This window comes from Hydrogenophaga intermedia (genome assembly GCF_000723405.1).
GTDB lineage: Bacteria > Pseudomonadota > Gammaproteobacteria > Burkholderiales > Burkholderiaceae_C > Hydrogenophaga > Hydrogenophaga intermedia.
Genome location: NZ_CCAE010000088.1, coordinates 1 through 12,932, shown reverse-complemented (window position 1 = coordinate 12,932; position 12,932 = coordinate 1). Strand labels below are relative to the sequence as shown.

The window sequence follows — 12,932 nt, the reverse complement described above, 5'->3', positions numbered from 1 at the left end:
GTTGTGACCGGGCACCCCCCGTGCTCTCCCCAGAGTGGTTCGTCGGCAGCGTCAGAGGTGTATAAGGGACAGGCCCCACCACCGGCACCAGCAGCGAGAACGGCGTCACCCGCGTGGCCGCGTGGCGTTGCAGCAGTCGCGTCCACAGGCTGTAGGCCAGCAGCGTGGCGCCCAGGGCCAGGTAGAGCACCGCGAACCAGGCGCCCACGCCCATGCCGGCCAGTTGCTGTTGCACGCTCGCGGCGCCGTCGGTGGCCAAGGCGATCAAGGCGAACGGCAGGATGGGGAACACGCTGCTCCACACCACGAAGGGAAAGGGTTCGTAGCGCGCGAGCTGGCTGGCGCGGCGCGCCACGATGTTCGACAGGGCCCACATGGCCGCGGCCGACAGCGTGAGCACGAAGCCGGCCAGCGTCATCTGCCCCGGCCCTTCACCGTGTGCGGACGCAATCATCAGCAGGCCCGCCAGCGCCACGCCCAGGCCCAGCCACTGGTTGGCGCGCACGCGCTCGCCCAGCAGCGGCACGGCCAGCATCAGGGTGAAGAAGGCCTGCGTCTGCATCACCACCGATGCCATGCCGGCCGTCATGCCGAGCTTGAGCCCCAGGAACAGAAAGCCGAACTGCCCCAGGCCCTGCACCAGGCCGTAGCCGGCGATGAAGCGCCACGGCAGTGCGGGTGGCCGCACGAACAGCAGGAAGGGCAATGACGCCGCCGCGAAGCGCAGCGCGCCCAGCAGCATGGGGCTGATGCTTTGCAGGCCCAGCTTCATCACCACGAAGTTCAGTCCCCAGATGACCACGACGGCCAGCGCGCGCAGCGCGTCGCCGCGCGAGAACGGGGTGGGCGCGCTCACAGCGGGCGCCCTTGCGCGCGCCGCGCGGCCACGAAGGCGTCGAAGGCTTCGGCGCTGGTCTTCTTCGGCGCATAACCGAAGCGTTCTTTCAGCGCGGTGTTGAGCAACACCGGCCGGTAGCGCAGGAAGTCGATCTGTTCGGGCCCATAGCGCGAGACGCCGAGCGCGCGGCCCACGGCCAGCGCGGCGCGCAGCAGGCCGGCGGGGAACACGCGGGGCCGCTTGCCCAGGCGCGCGGCGATGTCGTGGATGGTGAGCGCGCCGTCGCCCGCGAGGTTGTAGCAACCGGGTGGGCCCTCGCAGTCGAGCGCGTGGAGCAGCGCGCCGACCACGTCCTCGTCCCAGATGAAGACGAAGGGGCTGTCGCTGCCGGCGATGGCGATGGGGCGCGGCTTCTCGAACAAAGCGGTGATCTGATTGTCCACGCGCTCGCCCAGGATGGTGCCGATGCGCAGCACGGTCTGCGCGAGCGCGGGGTGGTGGCGGCGCGCCTCGGCCAGCATGTCTTCCACCAGGCGCTTGTGGTGCGCGTAGGCAAAGGCCTCGTGGCCACGCAGCGGGTGGTCTTCGGTGATCCACGCGGGGTTGTCGGCGTGGTAGCCGTAGGCCGCGCCGCTGGACGACACGATGAGGTGCCGCACGCCGTGCGCCAGACAGGCGGTGAGCACGTTGCGCGTGCCGCCCACGTCCACCGAATACTCCAGCTCGCGCGTGGAGCCCTTGCCGGGCGTGACGATGGAGGCCAGGTGCACGACGGTGTCGATGCGGTGCTCGGCGAGCACCGCGCCCAGACCCTGATCGCGCACGTCGAGCTGGCGGTAGGTGATGCCCGCGAGGCGCCGCGCGGGTTCGACGGCGCGCACGTCGGTGGCGACCACGGTGTCGCCATGGGGGGGGTTGTTGCTCAGCCCGCGCCGCGCCAGTGCGGCCACCAGGCCGCGGCCCAGGAAGCCGTCGGCGCCGGTGATGAGGATGCGCTGTGCCCTCATGCCTTGGCCTGCGTGGGCACGCCACCCTGCAAGGGCCGCCTGCCCCACCAGCCCGCCAGCACCATGCCCGCGATGATGTCCCAGAAGCCCCACACACCGGCCACCACGGCCATGCCGCCCAGGCCGCCGAAGAAACTGAAGATGAGCACCAGGCCCAGGCCCGCGTTGCGGATGCCGACCTCGATGGACAGGGCGCGGCGGTCGTAGTCGGGCAGGCCCACGGCGCGCGCGCTGAGCCAGCCGATGCCGAAGGCCAGCGCGTCGTGGATGGCCACGGCCACGATGACCAGGCCCACGTAGTCGAGGAAGTAGCGCCAGTTGCCCGCGATGGCGCCGATGATGAAGCCGATCAGCGCGAGGAAGCTGATGATGCGCACCGGCTTCTTGAAGCGCGCGGTGAGCGCGGGGAAGCGGTGCGCCACCCACAGCCCCAGCGCAAAGGGCACGCCGATGATGAGCAGGATGTGGCCCACCATCTGCACCGGGTCCAGCGCAATGGTCTTGAGCAGGGTGGAGGCCGTGGGGTGCACGCCGCCCCAGAAGGCGAAGTTGAGCGGCATGGCGACGATGGCGATGGCGTTGGACACGGCCGTCATCGACACGCTCAGGGCCACGTTGCCCTTGGCGCGGTGCGTGAGGATGTTGCTCACATTGCCCGGCGGGCAGCAGGCCACCAGGATCATGCCCAGCGCGATGCTGGGACCCACGCCCAGCAGCAGCGTGAGGCCGAAGGTGATGGCGGGCAGGAAGAGGAACTGAGCCACCACGCCCACCGCAAAGGCCAGCGGCATGCGCAGCACGCGCTTGAAGTCCTCGATGCGCGTGTCCAGCGAAATGCCGAACATCAGGAAGGCCAGCACCGCGTTGAGCACGGCGAGCGAGGCGGGGTTGAAGTTCAGGCGAATCTCGTCGATGGGCAGCATGCGGTGTCTCCTCGCGGCTTATTCGAATGCCTGGGCGGCCTCGCGCACGGCCTTGCGGTAGGTGTCCTTGTGCACGTAGTAGGCCATGCGCTCGAGCTTGAGGTAGCGGTAGCCACCCGAGAGGTCGGGTGGCGGGCCGGCCTTGGCGGCCTTGAGCGCCGTGGCCTGCGGCGCGCCCGCGTCCAGCGCCTTGAGGTAGCGCGCCACCAGTTCGGCCTGTTCGTAGCGGCCCTGCCAGCCCAGGCCGCTGGCTTCCACCATGCCGAGCACGGCCAGGCGGTCGAAGCGCGGCGCGAAGATGTTGAGGTAGAGACTGGGTGCCATGCCCTGCCAGTTGAGCAGGGCGTGGTCCATGAAGGGGAAGTGCAGCTTGTAGCCGGTGGCGGTGAGGATGAGGTCGTAGTCGCGCGCGCTGCCGTCCTTGAAGTGCACGGTGCGGTCTTCCAGGCGCGCGATGTCGGCGCGCACGCCCACGTCGCCATGGCCGATGTGGTACAGGATGAGCGAGTTCACCACGGGGTGCGACTCGTACATGCGGTAGTCGGGCTTGGGGAAGCCGAAGCGCACCGGGTCGCCCGTGAACCACTTGAGGATGGTGCTGTCGATGCGCTGCTTGAGCCAGGGCGGCAGCGTGAACTTGCCGCCCACCGAATCGGCCGGCTTGCCGAACACGTACTTGGGCACGAAGTAGTAGCCGCGCCGCACAGAGATGTCGACGCTCCTGGCGTGGTGCACGGCATCGACGGCGATGTCGCAGCCCGAGTTGCCCGCGCCCACGATGAGCACGCGCTTGCCCGTGAGCTGTGTGGCCGACTTGTATTGCGAGGTGTGCCAGATCTCGCCGTCGAACGGCCCTTCGAAGCGTGGCAGGTTGGGCTCGGCCAGGGTGCCGTTGGCGATGACCACGCCCTTGTAGAGCGCGGTCTCGGGTGCGGCGTCGTCGGTTTGTGTGGTGAGGCGCCACAGCGTGTCGGGCGCGTCGGACACCGGTTCGGCCTTGAGCACGCGCGTGTGGAATCGGTAGTGCGCGCGCAGGCCGAAGTGCTCTGCGAAGCCGCGGAAGTAGTCGAGCAGTTCGCGGTGGCTGGGGTAGTCGGCCACGTCGTCGCCCATGGGGAATTCGGTGAACTCCGTCATGCGCTTGCTGGAGATGAGGTGCGCCGATTCGTACACCGTGGAGCGTGGGTTGCCGATGTTCCACAGGCCGCCCACGTCGCCGTGGGCTTCGAAGCCCTGGAAGGCGATGCCGTTCTTCTGCAGGCAGCGCGCGCCAGCCAGGCCCGAAGGCCCGGCACCGATGAGGGCGATCTGTTGTTCGGTGGATGTGCTCATTTCAAACCGGGGATGTCGGTGGAGCCGGGTTCACCGGCGCGCGGCTTGCGCGGCTGGCCCAGCAGGATGCGGTCGTGCAGTTTCTCGGGCAGCAGGTCCAGCGCACGCGACAACCAGCCGATGCGCCGGGGCAGCACGATGCGCTCGGTGCCCTTGTCCACGCCTGCGAGCAAGCGACGCGCGGCCTCGTCGGGCTCCAGCAGACCGGGCATGGTGAAGCGGTTGCCAGCGGTGAGCGCGGTGCGCAGGTAGCCCGGGCTCACCGTGTGCACGGTGATGGGCGTGGGCCGCAGTTCGGCGCGCAGGCTCTGCAGGTAGGTGATGAGGCCGGCCTTGCTGGCGCAATACGCGCCGTTGCCCGGCATGCCGCGCCAGCCCGCGATGCTGGCCACGCCCACCAGCGCGGCGGGGCGGCCTGCGGCCTTCATGGCCGGCAGGAAGGGCGAGAACGTGGTGGCCACGCCGAGCAGGTTGATCTCCAGCATGCGGCGCATCACGCGCAGGTCATCGGGCTCGGCGGTGTTGAAGCCGCCGGCCACGCCGGCGTTGGCGATGACGAGGTCCGGTGCGCCGAAGCGCGCGGTCCAGTCGGCGGCCACCGCGGCCATGGCCTGGGCGTCGCTCACGTCGGGCGTGTAGGCCGCGCACCGATCGGGCGCCAGGGCCGCAAGATCGTCGAGCACCGGGCGGTTCAGGCCCACCAGGGCCACGCGCACGCCGCCCGCGATGAGCTGACGCGCCAGCGCCTGGCCGAAGCCGCCGCAGGCGCCGGTGAGCACGGCGTTGTGGAATCGCAAGGCCTGGGTCTCCTCTTTCTGTGTTGCCGGCGACTGTAGGTGGCGCCTACACTGTGTCTCGAAATCTTTTATGGATTTGTCTCGAAATCCGAGACATGGACGATCCCACCACCCCCAGCAGCCCGGGCCTTCGCCTGATGGACCTGATCGAGCACCTGGTGCGCGAGGGCCGACCCCTGGCCCTGCCCGAGGTGGTGGCCACCACCGGCTGGCCCAAGCCCACGGTGCACCGCATGCTGCAGCAACTGGAGCAAGGCGGCTGGCTGCAGCGCGAGCCCGATGGCCGCCGCTACGCGCTGGCGCCGCGCCTGCTGCGCCTGGGCGAAGGCGCGCTGGGCGCGAGCACGCAACACGGCGTGCGCCACGCGGTGTTGCGCCAGTTGGTGGCCGAACTCGGCGAAAGCTGCAATCTCACGGCCCTGTCGGGCGCCGAGGTGGTGTACCTGGACCGCGTGGAATCGGCCTTCCCGCTGCGGCTGGAGCTGCGCCCGGGCACGCGCGTGCCACTGCACTGCTCGGCCAGCGGCAAGCTGTTCCTGGCGCACCTGGGCGCGGCGCGGCGACAGGCCCTGCTCGATGGGCTCACGCTGAGCGGACACACCGCGACCACGCTCACGCGTCGCGAGGCGCTGGAGACCGAGCTGGCCACCATCCGCCGCCAGGGACACGCCTTCGACGCGGAGGAATTCGTCGACGGCCTGGTGTGCATTGCGGTGCCGGTGCGCGCGCCAGGCGAGCGTGACGTTCGCTGCGCGCTCGCGCTGCAGGCGCCATCGGCGCGCGTGCCGCTGGCGCGGCTGCCGCAGTTCCTGCCGCGCCTGACGCAGGCGGCACAGGCACTGGCGCGCACGCTGTAAGCGCGGTGGGCGGGGGCCGGGCCCGCCCACGGGGCGGCAGGATGGTTCGCTTCAATTTACCAATGGTATTACCATACGCGGCTCGACCATTCCGCTTTTGAAGGAGCCGCACCCATGAACCACGCCAGCACCCCACCCGCGTCCGACTGCGACGTGCTGGTCATCGGCGCTGGCGCCGGCGGCCTGTCCACGGCCATCACCGCCCGCAAGCTCGGCCTGGACGTGATCGTCGTGGAGAAGGAGCCGGTCTTCGGCGGCACCGCCGCCTTCTCGGGCGGCGTGCTCTGGATTCCGGGCAACCCGCACGCGCGCCAGGCCGGTATCACCGATTCGCGCGAGGCCGCCCGCACCTACATGCGGCACGAGACGGGCGACTTCCACGACGCCGAGGCCGTGGAGACCTTCCTCGACGCGGGGCCCGAGATGGTGGAATTCTTCGAGCGCGAGACCGAGGTGAAGTTCGTGCCCACGCTCTACCCCGACTATCACCCCGACGCGCCCGGCGGCGTGGACATCGGCCGCTCCATCCTGGCCGCGCCCTACGACATCCGGGGCCTCGGCAAGGACATGGCGCGCCTGCGCCCGCCGCTGTCCACCATCACCTTCATCGGCATGATGTTCAATTCGTCGAACGCCGACATCAAGCACTTCTTCAACGCCACCAAGTCGCTTCACTCGGCGCTGTACGTCGTCCAGCGCCTGGCCAACCACTTCAAGGAACTGCTGCTGTACCGGCGCGGTGTGCAGGTCACCAGCGGCAATGCGCTGGCCGCGCGCCTGGCCAAGTCGGCGCTCGACCTGGGCATCCCGATCCACACCGACACGCCGGCCAAGGAGCTCGTCATCGAGAACGGCCGCATCCGCGGTGCCGTGGTGGACGGCGCCGGGGGCCGCACCCGCATCACCGCGCGGCGCGCCGTGGTGCTGGCCAGCGGCGGCTTCTCGCACGACGTGGAGCGCCTGGCCAAGGCCTACCCGCACGTGCAGCGCGGCGGCGAACACTTCTCGCCCGTGCCCTCGGGCAACACCGGCGACGGCGCGCGCCTGGCGGAATCGGCCGGTGGCCGCGTGGACATCCGCTTCCCCGACGCGGCGGCGTGGATGCCGGTGTCCAAGGTGCCGCAGGGTGGTGGCCGCTTCGGCGCCTTCCCTCATCTGCTGGACCGGTACAAGCCCGGCATCATCGGCGTGCTGCGCAACGGCCGGCGCTTCACCAACGAATCGAATTCGTACCACGACGTCGGTGCCGCCATGGTCGCGGCCTGCGAGGGCCAGGCGGAAACCGCGATGTGGCTCATCTGCAACCACGCCACGCTGTCGAAGTACGGCCTGGGCCACGCCAAGCCCGCGCCGATGCCAGTGGCGCCGGCCGTGCGCAACGGCTACCTGGTGAAGGGGCGCACGCTGGCCGAACTGGCGCAGCGCGCGGGCATCGACCCGGCCGGATTGGAACAGACCGTGCGCGAGTACGACCGCCACGCGGCGAAGGGCGAAGACCCGGCGCATGGCCGGGGCCGCACCACGTTCAACCGCTACCTGGCCGACCCCGCGCAGCAACCCAACCCCTGCGTGGCCCCGGTGGGCGATGGCCCCTACTACGCGCTCAAGCTGGTGATGGGCGACCTCGGCACCTTCGACGGCATCCGCACCAACGTGGCCGGCCAGGTGCTCGGCGCCAGCGGCGAGGCCATCCCCGGCCTGTACGCGGTGGGCAACGACCGCGCCAGCGTCATGGGCGGCAACTACCCGGGTGCCGGCATCACGCTGGGTCCGATCATGACCTTCGGCTGGCTCAGCGCGCGCCACATCGCGGGCGTGTGGCAGCCGCGATCGGAAGCGGTGCCCGCTCAGCGGGAAGCGGAACGCCAGCCGGCCTGAACGCGGGGCTGAGCGCGGCCCTGAGCGCGGGCCTGTGCGTCGGCCTTGGCCGCCGCTCAGCCGCCGGTGAAGCCGCGCAGGCTGGGCATGTCGACGCGGCGGATCAGCCGCGTCTCCTGCGCCACGATGAGGTGCCCGGACGCCGACAGATAGGCCGGAAAATCGGCGTGCGCATCGCGCGCGATCGAACGCCGCTCGTAGTCGGCCAGGTCGTCGTAGCCCCACAGGTGCACGAACTGGTTGAGCGGGCCCACCTGGCTCACCCAGAACCCCATTGGCGAGCCCAGCGTCGCCAGCAGGATGGGCATGGCGAGCCGGTCGAACACCTCGATGAACTCGGGCATCCTGCGCGGCTGGATGGTGTAGATGCGGTGGTCCACCAGGGCTTTCGCGGTCGCTGTCATGGTCTTTCTCGGCCGGCTGCTCTTGCATTAATGGTCTGTCCATTAATGTACACTGGTCGACGCCTGCACCGCGTCAGTTGGGCGCGCACCCCCTGCGCGCGACACCCCGTCGATAGAATCCGCGCACGCCACCACGCCCTTGACGGAATGACAGACACCGCCGCTTCCCCGCTGGGCTTCGCCCCGATCGCTCCCCAACGCGCTTTCGAGGAAATCGCCGCGCAGATCCGCGCGCTGGTGGCGGGCGGCAAGCTCAAGCCCGGCGACCGACTGCCCGCCGAACGCGAACTCTCTGCCCGTTTCAATGTCAGCCGCAACACCCTGCGCGAGGCGCTGCGCTCGCTCGAGCTGGCCGGCATGATCGAGCTGCGCAAGGGCGCCTCGGGCGGCGCCTTCGTGATGCCGGGCAGCTCGGGCGTGGTGGTCGGTGGCATGCGCGACCTGTACCACCTCGGCGCGATCACGCCCGAGCACCTGACCGAGGCGCGCATCTGGCTCAGCGAGATCGTCGTGCGCGTGGCCTGCGAGCGCGCCACCGAAGACGACCTGGCCGCGCTCGAAGCCAACGTCGATGCCGCGGCGAGGGCGCACAAGGCCGGCGTGTTCCCTGAACACTCCCGGCTGCACCGCGAGTTCCACAACCTGCTGGCCGCGGCCACGCACAACCCCATCATCCAGGTCACCATGGAAGGCGTGACGGAGGTGGTGCAGCAGTTCGTCGTCAACATCGGCCCCGAGCCGAACACCTACACCATGCCCTCGCGCCGGCGCCTGCTCAAGCACCTGCGCGCGCGCGACAGCGCCGCCGCGGTGCGTGAGATGACGCGTTTCCTGGAACGGCTCCAGGCCAACTACCTCGCGCTGTGGAGCGCGCGCCAGCGCGACTGAGGCGCCGGGACGGCTCAGGCCGCGCGCCGGCCCGCCCGGGTGGCCGCCACCTTGGCGGGTGCCAGTCGGGCGGCGGCCGTTGCTGTTCCCTTCGGCGCTGTCTTTGACACGGTCTTTGGCGCGGCCTTCGGCGCGGTCTTCGGCATTTTCTTCGCCACCGCGCCGCCCCGCAGGACCGCCGCGTTGCGGGTCACCGCCTGCAGCGACCTGCCCGGGCGCACGACCTCGACGGGCTCGCCCTCCAGGTCACCATGGATGACCGCCAGGTACTCGCCCATGTTCTTCATGGCCGCGTCGGCGTCGCGCGCGCGCATGGCCTTGAGGATGCGGCGGCGGATCGGCACGAGTTCGGGGCGCGGTTTGCGGCCCGCCTTGTCGACCACGTAACGCACGATGTCGCCCATGGAGTCGACCAGCATCATGAGCACCTCGTTGCGCGTGGCCTGGGCGATGAGGCGGAAGAACAGCGCGCCGGCCTCACCCCGCTGCTGCAGGTCCTGGATGCCGGCGATGAAGTCGATGTTCTGCTCGATGGCCTGGAAGTCGGCCTCGGTGGCGCGCTCGCAGGCCAGCTTGATCACCACGCCCGTGATGAGTTCGCGCGTCTCGGCCAGGCTGCGCAGCGACACGCGGCCCAGGAACATCAGGTCCTGCAGCGACTGGGTCAGCAGCTGCGGGTTGCCGTCCCGGATGAAGGCGCCCCCCTTGACCCCTTTCTGCAAGGAGATCACTCCCGACATCTCGAGCGTGCGCAAGGCCTCGCGCACGGCGGGCCGGCTGACCCGGAACTCCACCGCCAGGTCGCGCTCGGCCGGCAGCTTGTCGCCGGGCTTGAGAACCCCCGAAGCCAGGCGTTGACGGATCTGCTCGCAAATCTCCTCGAACACGCGGCGCGTGCGCACCTGGTGGAACGCCAGATCCTGACCATCGTTCATGTGATTCCCCGAATCTTGTGTGGTGTGCCGCGCGTGGCGAATGCCTGTCCGGCGTCGCGGAAAGGATAACCCGCGGCCGATCAATGGGTCGGCCATTATGTTGACACAAATGGATTGACCATTATTTCGCGATTACCCTTCACCGCTTGCAACGGAACTCCCCTGTGAACGACGCCCCCACCCAACGCACCCTCCTGCTGCTGAGCTTCGCCGCCTTTTTCGGCGCCGCGGCCCTGCGCGTCTGCGACCCGCTGCTGCCCCGCTTCGCGAGCGAATTCGCCGTGTCCGCGGGCACGGCGGGCCAGGTGGTGATCGGCTTCGCCATCGCCTACGGCGTGCTGCAGCTCGTGTTCGGCCCGCTGGGCGACCGCTACGGCAAGCTGCGCCTGGTCCGCCTGGCCCTGTTCGGCTGCGGCATCGGCTCGGGCGCGGCGGCCCTGTCCGGGCACTTCGATGCGCTGGTGGTGCTGCGCGCCGCCTGGGGCATGTGCGCGGCCGGCGTAATTCCGTTGTCCATGGCCTGGATCGGCGACACCGTGCCCTACGAGCAACGGCAGGCCACGCTGGCGCGCTTTCTCACCGGCACCCTGTCGGGCATGGTGGCGGGCACCCTGCTGGGCGGCCTGTTCGCCGACTCGGCACTGGGCTGGCGCGGGGCGTTCGGCGTGCTGGCCGCGGGGTACCTGGCCGTGGCCTTCGCGCTGGGCGCAGCGGTGCGCGCCGAGCCGCCGGCCGACGCGGCGCGGGCGATGCACCCGCTGGCCTCGCTCGCCGAGGTGTTGCGCACGCCCTGGGCGCGCGTGGTCTTGCTGGCGGTGGCCGCCGAGGGCGTCTTCATGCTCAGTGCGCTGGCCTTCATTCCCAGCTACCTGCACGCCCGCTTCGGCCTGTCGCTGGCGCTCACCGCGGCGCTGGCGGCCTGCTATGCGCTCGGCGGCCTGGCCTACACCGCGGTGGCGCGCCGACTGGTGGCGCGCTGGGGCGAACAGGGCATGGTGTGGCGCGGCGGCTGGCTCGTCGGCGCCGGTTTCCTCGGCCTGTGGCTCGCGCCGCATTGGGCGCTGAGCGTGCCGGCGATTCTGCTCATCGGCTTCGGCGCCTACCTGTTCCACGCCACGCTGCAGACGCACGCCACGCAGATGGCACCACGGGCGCGCGGCTCGGCGGTGGCGCTGTTCGCCTGCTGCCTGTTCGGGGGCCAGGCCGCCGGCACCAGCGGCGCGGCCGCTCTGGTCGACCACGCGGGCTTCGTTCCCCTGCTGCTGTGCGCGGCGGTGGGCCTGGCCGCGGCGGGCAGCGCGTTCGCCAGTGCCTTGGCCCGGCGGCGCTGAGCCCGGAGGGACCGCGCGGCGGCGGCTCGCCCGTCGAGCGCCCTGAGCGCCCGAGCGCCTCGTCAGAGGACGACGCGCTTGTGCTCGACCGTGCCGAGCTTGGCCGGCGGCGCGCCGAAGCCCAGCCAGCCGCCGTCCACCGGCAAGGTCACGCCCGTGATGTAGGCCGCCCGCTCCGAGGCGAGGAAAGCGATCGCCTCGGCGATCTCCTCGGGCGCGCCGCAGCGGCCCATGGGCGTGTTGTCCTCGATGCTTTGCATGTCCAGTGCGCCCTTGGCCACCAGTTCCTTCACCAGCTCGGTCATCACGTACCCCGGCGCCACGGCGTTGACGCGGATGCCGTCTCGGGCCCATTCGCTGGCCATGGCCTCCGTCATGGTGGAGATGCCGGCCTTGGCGGCACCGTAGGCGTTGCGGCCCGGGTGGCCCTGGCGGCCCGCGATGGAGGCGATGTTGACGATGGCGCCCGACTGCTGCAGCACGAACACGCGGCCGGCCTCGCGGCTGGCCAGGAAGGTGCCGCGCAGGTGCACGGCGAGGATGCGGTCGAAGCCCTCCACGGTCTGCTCCAGCGTCATCACCGGCTGCTCGCCGATGCCGGCGTTGTTCACCAGCACGTCGAGCCGACCGAAGCGGGCCACCGTGTCCTGCACCAGCGCGCGCACCGGGCCTTCCTGCGTCACATCGCAGGCCTGCCAGCCATGCCCGGCGCCGAGCTCACGCGCGCGCGCCTCGGCGGCCTCGGGCCGCAGGTCGGCGACCACGACGTGCCCGTACTCCTGCGCGAGCCGCTGCGCCGTGGCCCAGCCGATGCCGTCCGCGGCTCCGGTGACGATGGCGACTCGCTGGTCGGGGGGCGGAAGGAGCGGCGATGAGGGCATGGTGGTGGGTGCTTGAGTCAAGGGAGTTTTCATTCTATGACCAAATACCCATTGGTCTATCCAATGGGTATTTGAAGAACGGCAATCGGATCGAGCATGTGTTCAACGCCAGACCCGGGCCTGCACCAGCACGGTGGTGATGCGGCCCAGCAGCTCGCGGCCGTCGTCGCGCAGGGGCAGGCGGGCGTCGGACGCATAGGACGCGTTCATCGCGGCCTCGTCGGCGTAGCCGATCTGCGCGATGCCGTCGACCGGCAGGGCCCCGTGATCCACGGTCTGGCCTTCACCCGTTTCGCGGCGAACCACGAGGTGCTGGTGGTACAGCTGCACCTGCGGCAAGCGGCGCACCAGGTCGGCGTGCCGGCCCCACCAGGCCTCGCGGAAGGCCTCGCGATCGGAGGCCTTGCGCGCCAGCAGCATCCACCTGCGAAAACCGCCTTCGCGCGCCGCGCCCTGCGGCTCGATCGCCACGTGGGCCTCGGCGTCCAGCGTGAACAGCGGCCCCGCGCCGATCGCCTCGGCCACGGCCCGCCAGGCCTCGCTCTCTCCGCAGCGCCAAGCGGCGTCCTCGTCGTCGACGTGCAGCTCGACGATGCGGCCGATGGCGTCGGCCTGCGGCACCACGCCCGCGTGCGCACGCTGGTCATTGAGGAAATCGGTCGGGATGTGGCGCAGCACCTCCAGGAGTTGCACCTCGGCGGGCCCGCCGCCCTGGCGCGGCAGGGCGGCCAATGCGGCCTCCAGCGCCGCGGGCGAGGGATTCGTGGCGGGAAAGCAGACGGTGCGGTTTTGTCGCGTTGACGGTCAAGCAACTTGCTCGTCTATGCTGAGCACTTTGACTGAAAAGGTTTGAACGAGATG

The 12,932-nt window shown here is 70.4% G+C and carries 13 protein-coding genes; 4 read left to right on the top strand and 9 right to left on the bottom strand.

Annotated elements, in window-relative coordinates; genetic code table 11:
• The 5 genes from BN948_RS24710 to BN948_RS24690 all read right to left on the bottom strand — a co-directional run.
• Window positions 1–856: EamA family transporter (locus BN948_RS24710; RefSeq protein WP_081922061.1), on the bottom strand; the 856-nt coding region annotated here is incomplete at its 3' end.
• The gene (locus BN948_RS24705) at window positions 853–1,845 is read right to left on the bottom strand and encodes an SDR family oxidoreductase (RefSeq protein ID WP_035624596.1); all 993 of its coding nucleotides are present in this window, start codon (window positions 1,843–1,845) and stop codon (window positions 853–855) included. The genes BN948_RS24710 and BN948_RS24705, both read right to left, overlap by 4 nt.
• The gene (locus tag BN948_RS24700) at window positions 1,842–2,768 is read right to left on the bottom strand and encodes a bile acid:sodium symporter family protein (RefSeq protein ID WP_081922060.1); all 927 of its coding nucleotides are present in this window, start codon (window positions 2,766–2,768) and stop codon (window positions 1,842–1,844) included. Before BN948_RS24700 ends, BN948_RS24705 begins: the two co-directional genes overlap by 4 nt.
• Window positions 2,769–2,786: 18 nt before the next feature.
• Window positions 2,787–4,100: a flavin-containing monooxygenase gene (locus tag BN948_RS24695; protein ID WP_035624593.1), complete on the bottom strand. Its 1,314-nt coding sequence runs from the start codon at window positions 4,098–4,100 to the stop codon at window positions 2,787–2,789.
• On the bottom strand, window positions 4,097–4,897 hold the full coding sequence (locus BN948_RS24690) for an SDR family oxidoreductase (protein WP_035624590.1): 801 nt from the start codon (window positions 4,895–4,897) through the stop codon (window positions 4,097–4,099). Before BN948_RS24690 ends, BN948_RS24695 begins: the two co-directional genes overlap by 4 nt.
• Window positions 4,898–4,992: 95 nt before the next feature.
• Here BN948_RS24690 and BN948_RS24685 point away from each other — a divergent pair, with 95 nt between their 5' ends.
• Together BN948_RS24685 and BN948_RS24680 are read left to right on the top strand one after the other, a co-directional pair.
• Window positions 4,993–5,754 (top strand): IclR family transcriptional regulator, encoded by a 762-nt coding sequence (locus BN948_RS24685; protein ID WP_035624587.1) that lies wholly within the window; start codon window positions 4,993–4,995, stop codon window positions 5,752–5,754.
• A 114-nt stretch (window positions 5,755–5,868) separates the two neighbouring features.
• Complete coding sequence (locus BN948_RS24680) at window positions 5,869–7,632, top strand: FAD-dependent oxidoreductase (RefSeq protein ID WP_035624584.1); 1,764 nt, start codon at window positions 5,869–5,871, stop codon at window positions 7,630–7,632.
• A gap of 56 nt (window positions 7,633–7,688) precedes the next feature.
• Here the strand turns inward: BN948_RS24680 and BN948_RS24675 are convergent, their stop codons facing one another.
• On the bottom strand, window positions 7,689–8,036 hold the full coding sequence (locus tag BN948_RS24675; RefSeq protein ID WP_035624581.1) for an NIPSNAP family protein: 348 nt from the start codon (window positions 8,034–8,036) through the stop codon (window positions 7,689–7,691).
• A 147-nt stretch (window positions 8,037–8,183) separates the two neighbouring features.
• On the opposite strand from BN948_RS24675, the gene BN948_RS24670 reads away from it, so the two are divergent.
• Window positions 8,184–8,924 (top strand): FadR/GntR family transcriptional regulator, encoded by a 741-nt coding sequence (locus tag BN948_RS24670; RefSeq protein WP_035624578.1) that lies wholly within the window; start codon window positions 8,184–8,186, stop codon window positions 8,922–8,924.
• A 14-nt stretch (window positions 8,925–8,938) separates the two neighbouring features.
• Here BN948_RS24670 and BN948_RS24665 read toward each other — a convergent pair whose 3' ends face one another.
• Window positions 8,939–9,859, bottom strand: coding sequence for a FadR/GntR family transcriptional regulator (locus BN948_RS24665; RefSeq protein ID WP_051756379.1), 921 nt, complete (start codon window positions 9,857–9,859; stop codon window positions 8,939–8,941).
• 164 nt (window positions 9,860–10,023) lie between these two features.
• Between BN948_RS24665 and BN948_RS24660 the strand changes: the two genes are divergently transcribed.
• Window positions 10,024–11,190 (top strand): MFS transporter, encoded by a 1,167-nt coding sequence (locus tag BN948_RS24660; RefSeq protein WP_035624575.1) that lies wholly within the window; start codon window positions 10,024–10,026, stop codon window positions 11,188–11,190.
• A gap of 62 nt (window positions 11,191–11,252) precedes the next feature.
• Here the strand turns inward: BN948_RS24660 and BN948_RS24655 are convergent, their stop codons facing one another.
• The gene (locus BN948_RS24655) at window positions 11,253–12,071 is read right to left on the bottom strand and encodes an SDR family NAD(P)-dependent oxidoreductase (protein ID WP_035624572.1); all 819 of its coding nucleotides are present in this window, start codon (window positions 12,069–12,071) and stop codon (window positions 11,253–11,255) included.
• A 102-nt stretch (window positions 12,072–12,173) separates the two neighbouring features.
• Entirely contained in the window at window positions 12,174–12,803 is a 630-nt protein-coding gene (locus tag BN948_RS24650; protein WP_035624568.1) for an EthD domain-containing protein, read from the bottom strand.
• Window positions 12,804–12,932: the final 129 nt, after the last annotated feature.